The organism is Ruegeria sp., from assembly GCF_965243365.1.
In the GTDB taxonomy this organism is placed as follows: domain Bacteria; phylum Pseudomonadota; class Alphaproteobacteria; order Rhodobacterales; family Rhodobacteraceae; genus Ruegeria.
Map to the genome: position 1 here is coordinate 2,218,408 of NZ_CBDEUW010000002.1, position 19,136 is coordinate 2,237,543.

At 57.3% G+C, this 19,136-nt stretch carries 19 protein-coding genes and 1 tRNA gene; 7 read left to right on the forward strand and 13 right to left on the reverse strand.

Annotated elements, in window-relative coordinates; translation table 11 throughout:
• Positions 1 to 5: 5 nt before the first annotated feature.
• The 6 genes from ACP0GE_RS14730 to ACP0GE_RS14755 all read right to left on the reverse strand — a co-directional run bounded on the left by ACP0GE_RS14730 (position 6) and on the right by ACP0GE_RS14755 (position 4,249).
• Positions 6 to 935, reverse strand: coding sequence for an electron transfer flavoprotein subunit alpha/FixB family protein (locus ACP0GE_RS14730; RefSeq protein ID WP_424832670.1), 930 nt, complete (start codon positions 933 to 935; stop codon positions 6 to 8).
• Positions 935 to 1,693, reverse strand: a complete 759-nt coding sequence (locus ACP0GE_RS14735) for an electron transfer flavoprotein subunit beta/FixA family protein (RefSeq protein WP_424832671.1) — start codon at positions 1,691 to 1,693, stop codon at positions 935 to 937. The genes ACP0GE_RS14730 and ACP0GE_RS14735 overlap by 1 nt, the downstream gene beginning before the upstream one ends.
• A 183-nt stretch (positions 1,694 to 1,876) precedes the next feature.
• Positions 1,877 to 2,449 (reverse strand): cob(I)yrinic acid a,c-diamide adenosyltransferase, encoded by a 573-nt coding sequence (locus ACP0GE_RS14740; RefSeq protein ID WP_424832672.1) that lies wholly within the window; start codon positions 2,447 to 2,449, stop codon positions 1,877 to 1,879.
• The gene (locus ACP0GE_RS14745; protein WP_424833855.1) at positions 2,450 to 2,653 is read right to left on the reverse strand and encodes a twin transmembrane helix small protein; all 204 of its coding nucleotides are present in this window, start codon (positions 2,651 to 2,653) and stop codon (positions 2,450 to 2,452) included.
• Between the two features lie 79 nt (positions 2,654 to 2,732).
• Positions 2,733 to 3,560: an SDR family NAD(P)-dependent oxidoreductase gene (locus ACP0GE_RS14750; protein ID WP_424832673.1), complete on the reverse strand. Its 828-nt coding sequence runs from the start codon at positions 3,558 to 3,560 to the stop codon at positions 2,733 to 2,735.
• A 68-nt stretch (positions 3,561 to 3,628) separates the two neighbouring features.
• Positions 3,629 to 4,249 (reverse strand): SH3 domain-containing protein, encoded by a 621-nt coding sequence (locus tag ACP0GE_RS14755; protein ID WP_424832674.1) that lies wholly within the window; start codon positions 4,247 to 4,249, stop codon positions 3,629 to 3,631.
• A gap of 199 nt (positions 4,250 to 4,448) precedes the next feature.
• Here ACP0GE_RS14755 and parC point away from each other — a divergent pair, with 199 nt between their 5' ends.
• The 3 genes from parC to tuf all read left to right on the forward strand — a co-directional run bounded on the left by parC (position 4,449) and on the right by tuf (position 8,776).
• On the forward strand, positions 4,449 to 6,797 hold the full coding sequence (parC, locus tag ACP0GE_RS14760) for a DNA topoisomerase IV subunit A (RefSeq protein WP_424832675.1): 2,349 nt from the start codon (positions 4,449 to 4,451) through the stop codon (positions 6,795 to 6,797).
• A gap of 96 nt (positions 6,798 to 6,893) precedes the next feature.
• The gene (locus tag ACP0GE_RS14765; RefSeq protein WP_424832676.1) at positions 6,894 to 7,487 is read left to right on the forward strand and encodes a hypothetical protein; all 594 of its coding nucleotides are present in this window, start codon (positions 6,894 to 6,896) and stop codon (positions 7,485 to 7,487) included.
• Positions 7,488 to 7,600: 113 nt separating this feature from the next.
• A complete protein-coding gene (tuf, locus tag ACP0GE_RS14770) occupies positions 7,601 to 8,776 on the forward strand; it encodes an elongation factor Tu (protein WP_424831564.1) in 1,176 nt (391 codons plus the stop codon).
• An 88-nt stretch (positions 8,777 to 8,864) separates the two neighbouring features.
• Here tuf and ACP0GE_RS14775 read toward each other — a convergent pair whose 3' ends face one another.
• Positions 8,865 to 10,016: a ParA family protein gene (locus ACP0GE_RS14775; protein WP_424832677.1), complete on the reverse strand. Its 1,152-nt coding sequence runs from the start codon at positions 10,014 to 10,016 to the stop codon at positions 8,865 to 8,867.
• Between the two features lie 267 nt (positions 10,017 to 10,283).
• Here ACP0GE_RS14775 and ACP0GE_RS14780 point away from each other — a divergent pair, with 267 nt between their 5' ends.
• Complete coding sequence (locus tag ACP0GE_RS14780; RefSeq protein WP_424832678.1) at positions 10,284 to 11,225, forward strand: lipid A-modifier LpxR family protein; 942 nt, start codon at positions 10,284 to 10,286, stop codon at positions 11,223 to 11,225.
• On the opposite strand, the gene ACP0GE_RS14785 is transcribed toward ACP0GE_RS14780, so the two are convergent.
• Positions 11,209 to 11,955, reverse strand: a complete 747-nt coding sequence (locus ACP0GE_RS14785) for a lysophospholipid acyltransferase family protein (RefSeq protein ID WP_424832679.1) — start codon at positions 11,953 to 11,955, stop codon at positions 11,209 to 11,211. The two genes, ACP0GE_RS14780 and ACP0GE_RS14785, sit on opposite strands and share 17 nt — an antisense overlap.
• Before the next feature lie 143 nt (positions 11,956 to 12,098).
• Between ACP0GE_RS14785 and ACP0GE_RS14790 the strand changes: the two genes are divergently transcribed.
• Positions 12,099 to 12,174, forward strand: a tRNA-Trp gene (locus ACP0GE_RS14790).
• Between the two features lie 64 nt (positions 12,175 to 12,238).
• On the opposite strand, the gene ACP0GE_RS14795 is transcribed toward ACP0GE_RS14790, so the two are convergent.
• Entirely contained in the window at positions 12,239 to 12,568 is a 330-nt protein-coding gene (locus tag ACP0GE_RS14795) for a DUF2834 domain-containing protein (protein ID WP_424832680.1), read from the reverse strand.
• Between the two features lie 606 nt (positions 12,569 to 13,174).
• Between ACP0GE_RS14795 and lptF the strand changes: the two genes are divergently transcribed.
• Positions 13,175 to 14,314 carry an LPS export ABC transporter permease LptF gene (gene lptF / locus ACP0GE_RS14800; protein WP_424832681.1) on the forward strand — a complete coding sequence of 380 codons (1,140 nt, stop codon included), beginning with the start codon at positions 13,175 to 13,177 and terminating at the stop codon, positions 14,312 to 14,314.
• Here lptF and ACP0GE_RS14805 read toward each other — a convergent pair.
• Positions 14,311 to 15,141 carry a LysR family transcriptional regulator gene (locus ACP0GE_RS14805; protein WP_424832682.1) on the reverse strand — a complete coding sequence of 277 codons (831 nt, stop codon included), beginning with the start codon at positions 15,139 to 15,141 and terminating at the stop codon, positions 14,311 to 14,313. The genes lptF and ACP0GE_RS14805 overlap by 4 nt on opposite strands.
• A gap of 101 nt (positions 15,142 to 15,242) precedes the next feature.
• Between ACP0GE_RS14805 and ACP0GE_RS14810 the strand changes: the two genes are divergently transcribed.
• Positions 15,243 to 15,833 carry an HD domain-containing protein gene (locus ACP0GE_RS14810; RefSeq protein WP_424832683.1) on the forward strand — a complete coding sequence of 197 codons (591 nt, stop codon included), beginning with the start codon at positions 15,243 to 15,245 and terminating at the stop codon, positions 15,831 to 15,833.
• Here ACP0GE_RS14810 and speB read toward each other — a convergent pair.
• The 3 genes from speB to ACP0GE_RS14825 form a co-directional block, all read right to left on the reverse strand.
• On the reverse strand, positions 15,830 to 16,672 hold the full coding sequence (gene speB / locus ACP0GE_RS14815) for an agmatinase (RefSeq protein ID WP_424832684.1): 843 nt from the start codon (positions 16,670 to 16,672) through the stop codon (positions 15,830 to 15,832). The genes ACP0GE_RS14810 and speB overlap by 4 nt on opposite strands.
• Positions 16,669 to 17,838 carry a carboxynorspermidine decarboxylase gene (gene nspC, locus ACP0GE_RS14820; protein WP_424832685.1) on the reverse strand — a complete coding sequence of 390 codons (1,170 nt, stop codon included), beginning with the start codon at positions 17,836 to 17,838 and terminating at the stop codon, positions 16,669 to 16,671. Before nspC ends, speB begins: the two co-directional genes overlap by 4 nt.
• A 76-nt stretch (positions 17,839 to 17,914) precedes the next feature.
• Complete coding sequence (locus ACP0GE_RS14825) at positions 17,915 to 19,126, reverse strand: saccharopine dehydrogenase family protein (RefSeq protein WP_424832686.1); 1,212 nt, start codon at positions 19,124 to 19,126, stop codon at positions 17,915 to 17,917.
• Positions 19,127 to 19,136: the final 10 nt, after the last annotated feature.

Here is a 19,136-nt window from a genome sequence, read left to right on the forward strand (position 1 = left end):
GATACTCAGCCGAGTTTCTCGGTGAGTTCCGGGACCGCCTGGAACAGGTCTGCGACCAGTCCAAAGTCGGCAACCTGGAAGATCGGTGCTTCTTCGTCTTTGTTGATCGCAACGATGACCTTGGAGTCTTTCATACCCGCCAGGTGCTGGATCGCGCCCGAGATGCCGACAGCAACATACAGGTCAGGTGCAACAACCTTACCGGTTTGCCCCACCTGCCAGTCGTTCGGGGCATAGCCCGAGTCGACCGCCGCGCGCGACGCACCAACAGCAGCGCCCAGCTTGTCGGCCAGAGTTTCAATCAGTTTGAAGTCCTCTTCCGAGCCGACACCACGGCCACCCGAAACAACGACACCAGCCGAGGTCAGTTCAGGACGGTCGCTTTCAGCAACCTTGTCTTCGACCCACGACGACAGGCCCTCGGAACCCGGAACCGAAACGGTCTCAACCGGAGCCGAGCCGCCTTCGCCCGCCGCGTCAAAGCTGGCGGTACGCAGGGTGACAACCTTTTTGGCGTCGTTCGATTTCACGGTCTGGATCGCGTTGCCTGCATAGATCGGACGCTCGAAGGTCGAGCCGTCGACCACGCCGGACGCATCCGAGATCACCATCACGTCCAGCAGCGCGGCTACGCGCGGCATCACGTTCTTGGCGTCGGTGGTCGCAGGGGCCACGATATGCTCGTACCCATCGGCCAGCGACACGATCAGGGCGGCAGTCGATTCCGCCAGGCGGTGACCCAGCGAGGCATCCTCGGCCACCAGAACCTTGGACACACCGTCGATCTTGGCAGCGGCCTCACCGGCAGCAGCGGCCGAGCCACCGGCGGCCAGAACGGTCACATCGCCCAGTGCCTTTGCGGCGTTGACGGCCTTTGCGGTGGCGTCCAGCGACAGCTCACCATTGTTGACTTCAGCGAGAAGAAGAACAGCCATTACACAGCCCCCGCTTCTTTGAGTTTCTCGACCAGCTCGTCGACCGAGCCCACGACGATACCGGCGGCCCGTGCCGGCGGCTCGTCGGTCTTGACGATTTCCAGCCGCGGCGTGACGTCGACGCCGTAATCGGCGGCGGTTTTCTCGTCCAGCGGCTTTTTCTTCGCCTTCATGATGTTCGGCAGCGACGCATAGCGCGGCTCGTTCAGGCGCAGGTCAACGGTGACGATGGTCGGCATCTTGACGCTGATGGTCTGCAGACCGCCATCCACCTCGCGGGTGACCTTGGCGCTGTCGCCTTCGATGTCCAGCTCGGACGCGAAGGTCCCTTGCGACCAGCCCAACAGGGCCGACAGCATCTGGCCAGTGGCATTCATATCGTTGTCGATTGCCTGCTTACCGGCCAGAACGATGCCCGGCTGCTCTTCCTCGACCACTTTGGCCAGGATCTTGGCAACGGCCAGAGGCTCGATATCCTGATGTACGTCGTCGGCGGCAACAACCAGAATGGCGCGGTCGGCGCCCATGGCCAGCGCGGTGCGCAGGGTCTCTTGCGCTTGTTTCACACCGATCGAAACGGCAACAACCTCGTCAGCTTTGCCAGCCTCTTTCAGGCGGATCGCCTCTTCCACTGCAATCTCGTCGAACGGGTTCATCGACATTTTGACATTGGCGAGATCAACACCGCTACCGTCCGCTTTGACGCGAACTTTCACGTTGTAGTCGATCACGCGCTTGACAGGCACAAGTACCTTCATTTTTGCGTATGCTCCTTACAAAAACGGCAAGCCGCGCAGCGACTCCACCAATGCTCTCGCTGGCCTAGATAGCGGGTCACGATGCCCGGCAACAGAGCAAAATCGTCACGTCATGGTTTCGAGACGTCGCGTTTTGTCATTTTTTCGACAAGAGACGAAATTTTGTTTCCCCGTGGCAGGTGCCTAGCGGTTCGCGCCGGGAACCCACAACACATCATCTTTGCCGCCGTTGTTCGCGCAGCGTGCGGCGACAAAGAACCAATCGCTTAGGCGGTTGAGGTATTTGACGGCCACTTCGTTCACGGGCTCCATATTCGTCAGCTCAACAGCCAGACGTTCAGCCCTGCGCGACACAGTACGGCAGACATGCAGATGCGCCGCCAGGCGCGAGCCTCCGGGCAGAATGAAACTACGCAGCGGCTCAAGCGTTTCGTTCATTGCGTCGATTTCGGCCTCGAGCCTTTCGATCTGCGAAGACACGATGCGCAAGGGCGGGTAGTCGGCCTCGGCATCTTTGTCCATGTCAGGTCGGCAGAAATCTGCCCCCAGATCGAAAAGGTCATTCTGAATGCGTGAAAGGGCGGCATCGACCTCACCTTCGGATTCGGTCCGGGCCACACCGACAAACGCATTCAATTCGTCCACGGTGCCATAGGCCGTCACCCGACCCGAGTACTTCGCAACGCGTTCGCCATTGCCAAGCGCAGTTTTGCCGTCGTCGCCGGTGCGCGTATAAATTTTGTTGAGAACGACCATCTACTGAACCCCCTGCCCACGCAGCCAGACGTAGATCACAATCAGCACCACGGCAATGAACTGGAACAAAATGCGCAGGCGCATCATCTTGTTGCTTTTCATAGCGGCGCTCATGCCGCTTTTGCCAAAATTCGCAATGCCCATGATCAGCACGACGACCACCGCCGCCATGGCCAAAAGCAGGACGACCATCAAAGGGTCCATGTCTACACCGTCCGCGTTTGCTGTTTCGTTGGCTCTCATCTAGCCCCCACACCCGGAAAAGCGAACGGGTAATTTCGCCTCAGATGTCGGACAGGATGCGATCTATTGTGCGCGTCGACAGGATGCGGCGCAAGTAGCCAGCGATATAGGTCGGCGTGGTGACATAATAGCGCGGGCGCGGGCGCGTTGCCTCGACCGCGTGGGCCAGCTTGTCGGTCACTGCGGAAGGCGGCAGTTCGAACCGGTCTGGACCCGAGGATTCGTATAGGCGTTTCAGAAGGGACGTCTGATATTTCTCGCGCAGGGCCGAGTTCTGCCAATCGATGAAACGTTCGAAATTGGGAATCGATTTCTCGCGCAGTTTCGAGGTAATCGGCCCCGGCTCGATCAGGATGACTTTGATATCCGTGTCCCGCAGCTCCAGCCGCAACGTATCGGTCAGACCTTCTATCGCGTATTTTGTCGCCACATAGGCGCCGCGCCACGGGAACGCTACCAGCCCCAATACCGAGGAGTTCTGAACGATCCGCCCATGCCCTTGCGCGCGCATGACAGGGATGATCTGACGGGTCAGTTCGTGCCAGCCAAAAACATTCGCCTCAAAAATATGCCGCAACCCGTCGGTTGGTACGTCTTCCAGGGCGCCAGGCAGGCCATGAGCACCGTTGTTGAACACTGCGTCCAATGTACCGCCGGTGGCCTCAAGCACCTCAGCCAGCCCGGAAAAAATGGTTTCCGTGTTGGTATAATCGATCAACGGGCTTTCAAATCCCTCGGCGCGCAGCCGGTCGCAATCGCGCTGTTGGCGGCACGAGGCGAAGACACGCCAGCCGCGCGCGCGCATCCCATGCGCAGCGTTGTGACCGATGCCTGATGAACAACCTGTAATGAGTATGGATTTCTGCATGTCATGTCCGCCCCTGCGTTGCGCCATACCTATTGTGCAGTTTGGGGCAGGACAATGACGCCTGCGCGTCAGTTGCCGGATTTACTGACCAGCGATTGGGAAATCCATCCAACCTGTTGCAACGGCAACACGCGCAACCGCAACCAGCCGGTGCCCGAGTCGCCAATGACCTCGACCTCCTGTCCCAGTTGCAGTTTGCCCAGGATCGGGTAGATCGTTCCGGGGCCATCCCGCAGATTCACACGAGTTCCGATAATTTCGCGGGTGTCTTTTTGAGGTTCCGGTGAGGCCGATAGTTCGGCCTCGTCGGGTTTGGGCGTGGTCGTTTGCCGCAGGCCCGCAGCACCGTCTTCCAACGATGCAAGGGTAAAGCTTGCATCCTGACCTGTGAAGGTAGGCAACTGAGAGAACCCACGCAGACTGTCGACTTCTTCAACGATGATAATTGGTTCTACGGGTTCCGGATTGGGTTCCGCTTCTTCCCGAACCGGTGCCGTCCGGACGGCCACATTGGTAACAAGGTCTTTGGGTTGGGAGGGCGCGATCGGTGTTGGGGCTGGTTTCGGAGTGGTCGCAATGCGCTGGGGCTGCTGATCACGCAGGCCGCGCGGCTCAAAGTTCGTGCCACCGCTCATGACGTAAAAACACCAGCCAAGGGCCACGAATATAATAACAATAAGGCGCGTCATGGCGCTTCCCCCGGGGTAATCGAACACAGAAAAACGGCAGCTTTTTGTAGTGCAGAGCATACCATAAGTGGCCGTTCGAGTCGAAAAATGGGGGAAAACCGTGGGTTGCCTCCCCCTGTTGCAAAAAGCGCGCCTTGTCCCCAGCAAAATATGTGCTGCTTGCTTTACCACGGCGCGCTTGCGTCGTATCACATCATATATGAACGACACGATCGATGACCCCAACATGGAGACCCCTGACAACGGGGGCGAGGTAGCCGAACCGCTGCGCCGGGCAATTGGCGAACGCTATCTGACCTATGCGCTGTCCACCATCATGCACCGCGCCTTACCGGACGCACGGGACGGGTTGAAGCCGGTTCACCGGCGAATCCTCTATGCGATGCGTGAACTGCGACTCAGCGCAACCGGAGGGTTCCGTAAGTCTGCCAAGATTTCTGGCGACGTGATGGGTAACTATCACCCGCACGGCGATGCCGCGATTTACGACGCGATGGCGCGTCTGGCGCAGGACTTCAACGTCCGCTACCCGCTGGTCGACGGGCAGGGGAATTTCGGCAATATCGACGGTGATAACCCGGCGGCCTCGCGATATACTGAGGCGCGGATGACCATCGTGGCCGAGGCGCTGCTGGAAGGTCTGAACGAAGACGCCGTCGATTTCCGCGATAACTATGATGGCACGCTGACCGAGCCGGTCGTGCTGCCCGCGCAGTTCCCGAACCTGCTGGCCAACGGCGCTAGCGGTATCGCGGTGGGTATGGCGACGAATATTCCGCCGCACAATATTTCTGAACTCTGTGATGCGTGCCTGCATCTGATCAAAACGCCGGATGCGCGCGACGACACGCTGTTGAACTATGTGCCCGGCCCGGATTTCCCGACTGGTGGTGTCATCGTCGAGCCGCCCGAGAATATCGCGCAGGCCTATCGCACCGGACGCGGCTCATTCCGGCTGCGCTGTAAGTTCGAGGTTGAGGATCTGGGCCGCGGTCAGTGGCAGATCATCGTTACCGAGATTCCCTATCAGGTTCAGAAATCCAAGCTGATCGAAAAGATCGCTGAGCTGATCCAGACCAAGAAAATCCCGATCCTCGCCGATGTACGGGACGAATCCGCCGACGACATCCGTCTGATCCTTGAGCCGCGATCCAAAAACGTGGACCCCGAGGTGCTGATGGGCATGCTCTATCGCAACTCGGACCTTGAGGTGCGGTTCAGCCTGAACATGAACGTGCTGATCGACGGCGTGACGCCAAAGGTCTGCTCGATGAAAGAGGTGCTGCGCGCCTTCCTCGATCACCGGCAAGAGGTGCTGCTGCGCCGTTCGCGCCATCGCATGGCCAAGATCGACCACCGTCTGGAAGTGCTGGAGGGCTTTATCGTCGCCTTCCTCAATCTGGACCGCGTGATCGACATCATCCGCTATGACGAAGACCCAAAAGCCGCGCTGATGCGCGAAGATTGGGGCATCGACCACGTTCGCACCACCAACGAGGCCGATTACGTCTCACCCAAGCCGGGTGAGGGCGAGCTGTCCGAGGTTCAGGTCGACGCCATTCTCAACATGCGCCTGCGCAGCTTGCGCCGTCTGGAAGAGATGGAACTGGTTCGTGAGCGTGACGAGCTAATGCTGGAACGCGCCAATCTGGAAGACCTGCTGGCCGATCCCGCTCTGCAATGGGCCAAGATCGCTGAACAACTAAAAGAGACCAAGAAGACCTTCGGCAAAGACTACGAGGGCGGCGCGCGTCGCACCCAATTTGCCGAGGCCGGACAGGTCGAGGAAGTGCCGCTTGAGGCGATGATCGACCGCGAACCGATCACGGTCGTCTGCTCTCAGATGGGCTGGATTCGCGCCATGACCGGGCATATCGACCTGAAGCGCGAGTTGAAGTTCAAGGACGGCGACGGCCCGCGTTTCATCTTCCATGCTGAAACCACAGACCGACTGCTAGTCTTTGCCTCGAACGGTCGATTCTACACCGTTAGTGCGGCCAACTTGCCCGGAGGTCGGGGCATGGGCGAACCGCTGCGCCTAATGGTCGACCTTCCGAATGAAGCGCAGATCATTGACATTCTGATCCACAAGCCGGGGCGCAAGCTTCTGGTAGCCTCGGATGCTGGCAACGGGTTTATGGTGCCCGAGGATGAAGTGCTGGCCCAAACCCGCAACGGCAAACAAGTGCTGAACGTTAAGGGCGACGAGACGGCGATGATCTGCAAGCCGGTCGAGGGGGATCATGTGGCCGTGGTGTCTCAGAACGGCAAGTTCCTTGTGTTCCCAACCGAAGAACTGCCCGAGATGACTCGTGGTAAGGGTGTGCGTCTGCAAAAATACAATATGGCGCGTGGGCGCCAGGGCACCTTGGAGTTGGATGGCGGGTTGTCGGACATCACCACTTTCAACTGGGAAGAGGGGTTGAAATGGTCCATGGGGGGCGACAAGACCCGTCACGAGGCAGATATGTCTCAGTGGCTGGCCAAGCGGGCTGGCGTCGGTAAAAAGCCGCCCTACGGCTTCCCGCGCGACTATAAGTTCTCGTGACCGAGCCAACAGTTTGGTGAAAATCTGCCGATACCGCTTGGCACAAACGGTATCGGTGCGCTAGATCAAAGAAAAACAGGCCTATCGAGACGAGACATGTTGCGCATTCTGATCCTGATTACCGGACTTGCCCTGATGGGTGCTTGCACACAGACGCAAGTGTATGAAGAACCTGAGTCGCTGGGCGAGTTTAATCTGCGCGTAAACTATGCCTTCGCTGAAAAAGCCAAGCAGGGACCGGTGTCGCGGGATGCAACACCCAAGGAATGGGAAGACGCCATTCAGAACGCCGTTGATATCCGGCTTGGCCGCTATGAAGGCGCGCAGGAGTATGACATCGGAATCAGCCTCGAAGGCTATATGCTTGCCCCTCCCGGTGTGCCGGTGATCTACAATCCCAAAAGCACTGCGATTGTTCTGGTCAACGTCTATGACGTGAAGAAAAAAGAGTTTCTGGCCAAGGCAAAACAGTTTCAGGTGCTTGAAGATACCACCAGCGAAAGCGCCTTTGCCGGATCGGGCCATACCCGCACGAAAGAAGAGCAAATGAGCGGGCTTGCCCTCAAGGTTGCTGACCGGGTCGAGGAATGGCTGGCCGAGGAACACAAGGACAACGGCTGGTTCGACAAGCGGCCAGACCTGATCCAACCGCTCGATTCTAGCGATGTTGCGCAAAATCCGGCATCCTAAACGGGTTTTAACGCAGGATGTGCTTGATTTTCCCCTTTGAACCAAATATCTCGCGCGCGCAGATGTAACCACGGGACCGAGGGTCCCCCAAATCGCAAAAGGGCGCCTGAGGAATGGCAAAGGAAAAGTTTGAGCGTACAAAACCGCACGTCAACATCGGCACGATTGGCCACGTTGACCATGGTAAGACGACGCTGACCGCAGCAATCACCAAGTATTTTGGTGACTTCAAAGCGTATGACCAGATTGACGGTGCGCCGGAAGAGAAAGCGCGCGGCATCACCATCTCGACCGCCCACGTGGAATACGAGACCGACAACCGCCACTATGCGCATGTCGACTGCCCCGGCCACGCCGACTACGTCAAGAACATGATCACCGGTGCCGCGCAGATGGACGGCGCGATCCTGGTTGTGAACGCAGCTGACGGCCCGATGCCGCAGACGCGTGAGCACATCCTGCTGGGCCGCCAGGTTGGCATCCCGAAGATGGTCGTGTTCATGAACAAAGTTGACCAGGTTGACGACGAAGAGCTGCTGGAACTGGTGGAAATGGAAATCCGCGAGCTGCTGTCGAGCTATGAGTACCCCGGCGACGATATTCCGATCATCGCAGGGTCGGCTCTGGCCGCGATGGAAGGCAACAACCCGGAAATCGGCGAAGAGAAAATCAAGGAACTGATGGCGGCTGTTGATGACTACATCGACACCCCCGAGCGTGCTGTTGACCAGCCGTTCCTGATGCCGATCGAAGACGTGTTCTCAATCTCGGGCCGTGGTACTGTTGTGACCGGTCGTGTTGAGCGTGGCGTGATCAATGTTGGCGACGAGATCGAAATCGTCGGCATCCGCGACACCACCAAGACCACCTGCACCGGCGTTGAAATGTTCCGCAAGCTGCTGGACCGCGGTGAAGCGGGCGACAACATCGGCGCGCTGCTGCGTGGTGTTGACCGTGACGGCGTTGAGCGTGGCCAGGTTCTGTGTAAGCCGGGTTCGGTGACACCGCACACCAAGTTCGAAGCCGAAGCCTACATCCTGACCAAGGAAGAAGGCGGTCGTCACACCCCGTTCTTCGCGAACTACCGTCCGCAGTTCTACTTCCGGACCACTGACGTGACCGGCACCGTGACGCTGGCCGAAGGCACCGAGATGGTCATGCCCGGCGACAACGTGTCGTTCGGCGTTGAGCTGATCGCCCCCATCGCGATGGAAAACGGCCTGCGCTTCGCGATCCGCGAAGGCGGTCGCACCGTCGGCGCTGGCGTTGTGTCGAAAATCATTGAATAATCGGTAGGCCGGGCTTCAGCCCGGCGCATCGGTGAGACTAAGAAGGCCGTCCCACAGGGGGCGGCCTTTTTCTTTTGTTTGCTATTTCTCAGAGCTTTGAAACTACTCTGTCAATGTGGGCAATCGCTAAGTCCAATTGTTCTCTGTTCACTTGGACACGTTGTCCAAATACATCGTATCGTTTTGCTGACATTCTGGCGAAAGGTAGACCACGAGCTGAAGCAACTACACCACAAGTCTGAAAGTCTCGAATTTCACAAAATGCGCTAGCAACTGAAGCGAATGTAAAATGTTGGGGATTAGCGTTCGAAAGGTTTGCAACATCAGTGTCAATTGAACGCAGAACTGCCGCGTAACCGGATGCCGGTCCCATGTACTGTGTTAAGCGATTTTTTACGATAAGATGGGTTTGGGGCGGGTTTAATCCTCCTGACGTCAATTGGCTCGAAAAGGCGTGTTGAGCGTAGATTGGAGAAGGTAGCCGCAGCCCGTAAGTGAGTGAAAAAGCATTTTGAATAGCCCGTCTTGAGGAATCGTCCGCCATGACTGGAAGAATGAGGCGATCCGATGCTGCAAGTGCGATCTGAGTATATAGTGAGAAACTTGGATTGAGATCAAAAAATACGTAATCGTAAGGTGTGGAAAGAGCCGAGAGAAAATCACGAAGCCAAGAAACTACTGCGAGCCAGTTGTTAGCCACTGGGCTGGGAACATTGGCCAAAGTGTACATAGTGTTGGCTTGAAGTTCGAGTAGAGGGTCCCCGGCTAGTAGGTCGATGTTGTGAGGGACGACAGGGTTGAAGGTGTTTGGCTGGGAAACAAAATCCTCTGGGGTAAACACTGGCGCTGAATATGGTGTTGGGAGGCGCAATTCAAAGTAGCCTCCGACTGTTTTGCGAAGTTGTCCACCTTGCAACTGAAGTAGTTTGTTACCTCCATTGCCCTGAAGACTACCCAAGAACAATTCTGATAAGTTGGCCTGTGGGCAGCAATCGATCACTAAAATTTTCTGATCGCTTTTCTTTCTAGCGAGCTCGCAAATCGCTTGGAAGGATAATGTAGTTTTGCCTGTTCCGCCCTTATTGTTCCAAAATGCGTATTTTAGCATGACTGCTCTCCTTTTGATTTTGTACAATTTTGACTTAGTAATGTACAAAAAGTACGCATACAAGGAAAAAATATCCAATACGGCTAAATCTGAAAAAAATTGATCCGGAAAATCCCCCTTGTCAAACCGCACCAACCCCACCAATACGCCCGAGTTCTCAACTAGAACATCAAGGTGGGGTGATTTCCGCCTTTTGGGCGCGATGACGGTGAGTGCCGTTTAATTGCCGTTGCAAATTGCCAGCGAAACAGACACCTTCCCCCATTGTTGCCAATTCGTACCGCTTCTGTGCAGAAAAACTTGTGTCCTTGTCGAACGCATCACCTTTTTCTACGGTTTTTCAAAGGCTAGGCACTCGCCGACCGTCAGACTGCCGCAGAAAAGAACGTGGGACCATTGATGAGATTTCTTCTGGCACTCGCCCTTCTATGCATGCCTCAGTTGCTGTTTGCGCAGTCTTCCGATGATGCTTCACCCTCGGCAAATACTGCCAAGCGCGAGCTGGTCGGGTTCGGCTGGTTGTTCACGGATGATCTGATCGGGGACGATCATGATCGGTGGCAGACGTCTTCCCTCAACCTGTCCTGGGTTTTGGCGCGGGGTTGGAATGGGGAACTGCCCGAGGCGATTGGCGATGTGATCGAGATTCGGGCGTATACGCAGATGATCTCGCCTGAGGATTTGGTGAATCCAAGCCCAACCGATAGGCAATATGCGGGAATTCTATCCCTTGGCGCATACACCCATTTCCAGCGGCAGAAGGCGCAATATACGCTTGGGGCTGAGCTGGTGGCCGTTGGACCGCAAACCGGGGTGGACAATCTGCAGACCGAGTTCCACAAGTTGATCGGCAGCACGCCTCCGTCTCAGGCGGTTCTGGACGATCAGATTCCGAACAACTTTTACCCCACGGCTGTTGCCGAAATCGGCCGCGAGTGGGACTGGGGGCGGTCCGCGCGTATCCGTCCTTTCGCCTCAGTGCGGGCGGGGGATGAAACGCTGGCGCGGGTTGGGTTTGACCTGACAATCGGTCAGGTTGGTCGATCCGAGTTGTTGGTCCGAGACAAAATTACCGGCCAGCGCTATCGCACCATGCGTTCAGGGCCAAAGGGTGTCAGTGGCATTTTCGGCCTTGACGCGGCCTATGTGGCCGACAGCGCGTATATTCCGAATTCCGGGTCGGTCAGCCTGAAACATGAACGCTATCGCGCACGCCTTGGTCTGAATTGGGAGGCGCGGCACGGAACCCTGTTCTATGGTGTGACCTATCTGAGCGAGGAGTTTAACCAGCAGCCGGAAGCTCAGGTCGTTGGATCGCTGAACTTCAAGATTTCTTTTTAGAACCGGACTTGCGGGCAGCCGGGCGTCGCCGACTTGCATCCCAGGGCACCCGGTCGACCATACGGTCAGCCTCGGCCGTGATGTCATTCATATGTTGTTCCAGGTTCGCCCGCAGAGTTTCGACCTGCTCGTCTGTCGCTTTGCGCGGTACGGTTTCCGTCCACTCGCGGCACAGAAAGACACCCTCGTTCCGCCAGGGGCGGGGCATTAGCAGGCGATCCCAGGTTCCGGCCTCACGCCCGTGTCTGGCGGAATAGGTGATCCCAAAAACCCGCTTGCCCGATGTACGCGCCCAGACCAGTGGAACGGTTGAACACACACGCTCGGGCCCGCGCGGTCCATCCGCCGCGATGCCGATCGACACGCCCTGTTTGATCTTGCCCAGAACTTCACGCGATAGCCTGACATGACGTTTCCGACTACTCATCGCGATTGTGTCCATGCCAAACAGCTTTTGAACGCGACCCACCATGCTGCCGGCCCGAGCGGATGAGGTGATCGAGCAGATGCGGCCTTTGTCCAGCGGAAAGAAATAGGGGGATTGCGCCAGACGTTGGTGCCACAGAACGACGATGACCGGCTCACCCTGTTCGATCAGCTTGTCTAATTCTTCGTAACCGATGCGCTGCCAGCGTGTGTTGCGGTTGACCATCCGAATATAGGTCGCAATGCGCCGGGCCAGCCAGTTCAGAACGGCTTCGCTGTCGGCGATTTTCTTGCGGATGCTCAAGGGCGGTGTCCTTATGCTGGCCAAACCTTGTCTTAAAGAACTGCGCGTCAGGCGCAACGATTTTGTCAGAAGGCAAACCTTGGGAGATTGTGAAAAAGCCTCTTGAGTCCGACGCGCCGCTGGCATATCTGAGGGCGCACCACAGGGGTATAGCTCAGTTGGTAGAGCGACGGTCTCCAAAACCGTAGGTCGCGGGTTCGAACCCTGCTGCCCCTGCCATTAAAACCAATCCCAGATATTGCGTCTTTGGATTTTCTTGGGTGCGTTGAACGATGCAGCCAGTCTAGGCGTTTGCGCCAAGCTTTTTCGGCTTGGACCGCAGGAACAGGTATAGCGGCAGGGCAAGGGACAGGCCCACCAGGCACCCTGCAGGAATGACGAGCCACCAATTGCGTATCTGGTCTTTCTGCGCATCTGTGAAAGACCATACCCAAAAGACCGCAATAGAAATCAGCACGTCTGCGGAAAAGCCACCGGCTGCGCCATTTGCAAACAGACTGCTTAGGAATAAGCCAACGTTCAAACCATTTTCCGCGAAGAAACTGCCAAAGAAAATCCAAGGCACAATCGTGCCGACCACGCACATAAGAAAGTAAAACTGCCGTATGCTCATGCCGCCCGCCGCTTTGCTGCATCACTGGCGCAAAACCCTATGCGTTGGCGGGTATGGCCGCAACAATCTTGGTCTGGGCGGGAATGGGCAGATCAGAGGGGCTGGCCGAGGGGGTCATAACCAGCCCCTCAAGGGGAATACGGATCGGTGAAAGCGCTCCGTTGGAGGTAACTTACGATCTTCTGGGCTTGTAGGAAATTGGGGGAATCCCGTAACGAGATCTCTCATTCGGATCGCAGAATTCGTTTCGGTAGTGAAAACAATGAATTTCCCAATCAGGCATGGACACATTTTCGCCACAATGTCACTCTGCCCCGGTGGGCGGCACTTCTGTATTTTTGCACATACTGGTTTTCTAACTGGTTTTCGGAAGGGGTTACGAGTGCGAGGTGCTGCCCCACGATCCCACCATACGCGTTGACCGTATCCACTAAGCCTCGGACATTTTCGGGTTAAAGATGACGATCGTGTAAAGGTGAATCTTGTGCCGGTCAGGCCATACGCTGGCTGTGGCGCAGCTGGAAACTGACGCAGTAATGGCGGTTTCCTCTGCCGTGCGAATACCCTAATGTCCCCACACGTCACCAGCAGCCGGAAAGAGGTCACATGTCGCGTTTCGATGGGTACTTCCTGCGGCAAATGCTGGTGTTATTCGGTTTCTTCACCCTGGTCCTTGTCGGTGTGTTCTGGATCACCCGTTCGGTCAGCCTGTTTGATCGGGTGATCAGTGGCGGGCAGTCGGCCATGGTGTTTCTGGAATTCACGGCCCTGACTCTACCAACTTTGATCCGGACCGTGATGCCGATGGCAGTTTTTGCCGCCGCGGTTTACGCCACCAATCGCCTGAGCCGCGAAAGTGAGATGACCGTTATGTTGGCCACAGGTTCAAGCCCGTGGCGGTTGGCTCGTCCGGTTTTCATGTTCGGCCTGTTGACCGGCTTGATGATGGCGGTGATCAGCGTCTTTCTGCGACCCGCTTCTGTCGAACAATTAGAGTTGCGTCAGGCTGAGGTCGCTGGCGACGTCACCGCGCAACTGCTCAATGAAGGAGAGTTTCTGCATCCGGCGGATGGCGTGACTGTCTATATCGGGCGCGTTGATCTGGACGGAACCTTGCATGAGGTGTTCGTATCCGACCGGCGCGATGCGGAAAACCCTGTCAGCTATTCCAGTTCGACGGCCTACCTTGTGAATGACACATCCGGTATTAATCTGGTGATGGTTGACGGTGTGGCGCTGCGATTGAATACCGAAGGCGAAACGCTGTCTTCGACGCTGTTCGAAGATGCGTCCTACAATATTTCCGAGTTGACCAGCCGGACCGAGATGGGCCAGCGCAGCCTGGAGGCGATCCCGACGATTGAGTTGATGCGGGACCGTGACGCGGTCTCGAAAGCGGATGGCCACAGCCATGGGCATCTTGTTGAAGAACTGCATCAGCGGTTTTCCTGGGTGGCCATTTGCATCGCTGTTGCGCTGGTGGGGTATTTCACACTGACCTTGGGAAGCTTTTCCCGATTTGGGCTTTGGCCCCAGATATTCGGAGCGTTCGTGATCCTTGTCCTGCTGGAAGGTGTGCGTGGGTTTGTTTCGCCGGTTGTGATCGCTGACCCGGGTCTTTGGATATTGCTGTACCTGCCCGCAATCGGTGGCGTCTTGATTTCCGGCTTGTTTCTAACGGTTGCTGGTCGGCCGTTAATGCGCGGGCGGTCAAGGGACATCCCGGGCAATCTGTCTCAGGCCTAATCTGCGTTACGCAGATCCGTCAGGCATGTCAGGACGTCTTCAAATGCGTCTGTATCCCTGCGGGCAACCAGGTAGAGCGGCAGGAAAAGGTCGGTGGACCCTGCTACCGGCGCCAGCTCTCCGGATGCAAGCTGATCCCGAATGACGTATTCTGGAAAGTATCCGATGCCGCCGCGCTTTATGATATAGCGCAAGGCCATCAGGCAGTTTCCCAGAAAAACTGTCTGCCCCGAGGCTTGCCGCACAATCGAACGCACATGATCCTGATAAAGTTCGCCAAGCTCAAGATTAACAAAAATCGGCTCATCCCCCTTGCAGGGGGTTTCCACCAAAACAAGGCGCTCGGGCGTCATGTCCTGGTAGTTCAAGCGAGAATCCGAAGGTTTTTCATGCGTCAACGCGACATCAAGAACGTGAGTGGCCACGGCGTCGGCCATGTGCAAGTCATGGTCGTAGTTCAGCGTCAAAAGCAGTTGTCCAAGCCCTTGTTCGAACTGAACGGCCAGATCGACCAGCAATGGGTCCCAGATGCTCAATTGCGCTCCAAGACGCAGGGCAACCCGATTTTGCGTTTGCGACGCCAGATCGCGTGAGGCGAAGGACCAAAGCGACAACATCTGTTCGGCGTAGGGTCGGAACTGCCTGCCGAATTCTGTCAAACTTGTCCCTCCTGCGCCCCGGTGGAACAAAGGTTTTCCGGTCTCCTCTTCGATCAGTCGGATACGGGCGCTGATGGCAGTTTGTGTAACATTCAGTTTGCGCGCGGCGGCGTGGAACCCACCGACTTCGGCAACGCAGAGAAACGTTTCGATAGCTTTGATTTGCATACTGAAACTATTTTTTGATCGATACGATAAAATCAATTCATTTTTTTGCGTATCGAAATCACATTAGGCTGATCGCAGTATTTTAACCAAGGGATCGTGCCATGCTGGACAAAAGCCACAAACCCACCTGGACCAGTTTTGAAGAGGCCACCAAGGCCGATTGGGATGCCGTTCTGGAGTATGAAGAGGCCTACAATGCCGCTCTGCCAGACCGGATTCTGGAAGCGATCCGATCACTAGACGAAGAGTGGACGCCGTATCCGGTCAATCGCTATCAGCATAGCCTGCAGGCCGCGACCCGCGCCTATGAGGACGGCGCGGACGAAGAACTGGTCGTCGCCGCGCTGATCCACGACACCGGCGATATCCTGTCGCCCTATAACCACGGTGAGCTGTCAGCGGCGATGATGAAGCCTTATGTTAGCGAAAAGACACATTGGATCCTCAAGCACCACTGTGTGTTTCAGGGCTACTATTACAACCACCACCTGGGCGGTGACCGCAATGCCCGTGACAAATATCGCGACAGCCCCCATTGGGAGGACTGCCGCTATTTTTGTCATGAATACGATCAGAAGGCGTTTGACCCGGACTATCCGACCAAGCCGCTGGAATTCTTCGAACCCATGCTGCGCCGCGTGCTGAACAAGGGTGAAGGGCATATGGAGCTGAACGAAACGTCCGAGGATTAACAGGCGGCCATCAGGCGATAGACGATCTGCGCAGCGGTAAAATCCCAGGCGGCGTTCCCGTCTGGGGCAAGTTCGACAACGTCGAAACCCACGCATTTGCGGTGTCGCAACGCGTGTTCAACGAGGTGTAGCGCCTGAAAATAGCCCAGCCCACCGGGAACCGGGGTTCCAGTTGCCGGCATCTGTGACGGGTCCAGGCCGTCGACGTCAAAGCTAACATAGACCAGCTCGGGGAAATCCTCGGGCAGGTCGACAGCGTGGATATTGCCGGTCACCAATTCCTCGGCATCGACGTGGATAACGCGGTTCTTCAGGCGGCTCTTGGCTTCTTCGGTTGAAAAAGCGCGGACGCCGAACTGGGCCAGTCGGATGCCTTCCTCGGCCAGCAGATGCATGACCGAAGCGTGCGAGTGTTTCTCGCCCTGATAGGCATTTCGCAGGTCTGCATGGGCGTCGATCTGGACGATGCCGATGGGTTGGTTCAGCGCGCGGGCAACACCCATTACTGCGCCGTAGCTGAGCGAATGCTCTCCGCCCAATGTGACCGGCACTTTGCCTGCGCGCACCGCGGCTTCGGTGCGCTGGGCGAGGCGTTCCATGATCTCGGGCAGAGGGCCTGCGCAATCCAGCGGGTCTTCGGTGAAGATGCCCTCGACACAGGGTTCGGCATGGCCGGTGATGCGCTCCAGTTCGTTGCTGGCCTCGATGATCGCTTCGGGGCCTTTGGCGGTGCCTGATCCGTAGGACACCGTGCGTTCCAACGGCACCGGGATGACGCGGAACCGGGCGTCTTCGGTGCGCTCGGAGGCGGTCAGTTCACTGTCGAGGAAAATGCTCATGAGAGACGGTCCTTAAAGTCGTCATAGCCGAACTGCTTCACGATACTCAGTTCGTCTGTTTCGCTGTTCCACAACGCGATTGTGGGCAGGGGAACGCCGTTGAAGGTGTTGGTCTTGACCATGGAATAATGGGCCTGATCGAGGAAGGCAAAGCGCTGGCCGATTTCCAGCGGTTTGTCCCATGTGTAATCGCCGATCACGTCGCCCGCCAGGCAGGATGGGCCGCCCAGGCGATAGGTGTGACCCGTCTCGGCCTCGTCCATCAGGGCGGGGCGATAGGGGGCCTCGATCACGTCGGGCATGTGGCATGTGGCCGAGATATCGGTGATGGCGAGGGTCATGCCATTGGTGGGCAGGTCGAGGATTTCGCCGACCAGAATGCCCGCATCCAGCGCGACGGCCTCACCGGGTTCGAGGTAGACGTCGATGTTGTGTTTTGCGCGGATCGCCTTGATGAAAGCGATCAGCCCGTCGCGGTCATAATCGTCACGGGTGATGTGATGGCCGCCGCCGAAGTTCAGCCATTTGAGTTGCCCCATGAACGGGGCGAGTTTGGGTTCGACGGCGGCCCATGTGCGTTGCAGAGGCTCGAAGCCCTGTTCGCAGAGGGTATGCATGTGCAGACCGTCGACTCCTTGCAGCGTCTCAGGGGTCAATTGGCTGACCGGCGTGCCAAGGCGCGAGCAGGGGGCGCAGGGGTCGTATTTAGGAATCTCGCCTTCGGAATGTTCCGGGTTGATGCGCAGGCCGATCTGAACCTTGGCGGCTTGGGCTTTGGTGAGAAAGCGGTCTTTCTGGGCAGGGCTGTTGAAGATGATATGGTCGGACAGCGACAGGATTTCGTCCATGTCCGCGTCTTTGTACCCGGCGCAGAAGGTGGCGACTTCACCGCCATATTCTTCGCGGCCCAGACGCGCCTCATAGATGCCGCTGGCACAGGTGCCGCCGAGGTGCTGGCGCACCAGCGGGGCCAGCGAAAACATCGAAAACGCCTTGAGCGCGCTGAGGACATGCGCGCCGGAGTGTGCGCCGATATCGGCGAGGATGGTCAGGTTGCGCTCGACGGCTTTTTCATCGACCACGAAGCAGGGCGTCGGAACGCGGGCGAGGTCGAAATTGCGGAAGGCGCCGGCGTCTCCGGCTTGTGTGGTCATCATGTCGGACATAACCGGCGTCTCCTGAATTGGAGAGGCCGGGGGGCCAGCCCCCCGGACCCCCCGGAGTATTTAGGAAAAGATGAAGTTAAAACTCGACCGGGCCGTCGAGTTCGTGGACCTGCCATGGGAGGCCATGTTCGTTCAGCATGTCCATGAAGTCATCCGGGTCGAGCTGTTCCATGTTCCAGACGCCCGGCTCGGTCCAGTTGCCTTTCAGCACCTGCGCCGCTCCGATCATGGCGGGGACGCCGGTGGTGTAGCTGACGGCCTGAGAGCCGACCTCGGCATAGCATTCTTCGTGGTCACAGATGTTGTAGATGTAATAGGTCTTCTCGCCCGAGCCGTCCTTTGCCTGACCCGTGGCGATATCGCCGATGCAGGCTTTGCCCTTGGTTTCCGCGCCCAGATCGCCGGGATCGGGCAGCAGGGTTTTCAGGAATTGGATCGGGATGATTTCCTTGCCGTCATGCATCACCGGGTCGATGCGGGTCATGCCGACGTTTTCCAGCACTTTGGCATGGGTGATATAGGCGTCGCCGAAAGTCATCCAGAAGCGGGCGCGTTCGATCTCGGGGAAGTGGGTGCTGAGCGACTCCAGTTCCTCGTGATACATCAGGTACATGTTCTTGGGGCCGATGGCGGGGAAGTCGAACTCGACCTTGTGGGTCATGGCGGGGGAGTGTTTCCATTCACCACCTTCCCAGTGGCGCACTTCGGCCAGCACTTCGCGCAGGTTGATCTCGGGGTTGAAGTTGGTCGCGAATTCCTGGTCGTTGCTGCCGCCATTGGCGTCCAGCACGTCGATTTGACGGATCGTGTCCAGCTTGTGTTTTTTCAGCCATGTGGCGAACACGCTGGTCACGCCCGGATCGAACCCCGAGCCGAGGATTGCGGTTAGGCCAGCCTCTTTGAACCGTTCCTGATAGGCCCATTGCCAGTGGTATTCGAACTTGGCCTCATCTTCGGGCTCATAATTCGCGGTGTCGAGGTAATGGATGCCGGCCTCAAGGCAGGCGTCCATCAGCACTAGGTCCTGATAGGGCAGGGCGAGGTTCACGAGGATCTCGGCCCCGGTTTCCTTGATCAGCTTGACCGTGTCTTCGACCTTGTAGGCGTCCAGTTCGGCGGTCTTGATATCGACGCCTACACGCTCTTTCACCGCTTTGGCGATGGCGTCGCATTTCGATTTCGTGCGGCTGGCCAGAGTGATCTCGGTGAAGATATCCGAATTCATCGCCATCTTATGCACGGCAGCGTGGGATACGCCGCCTGCACCGACAACCAGTGTTTTGCCCATGGTCTGTCTC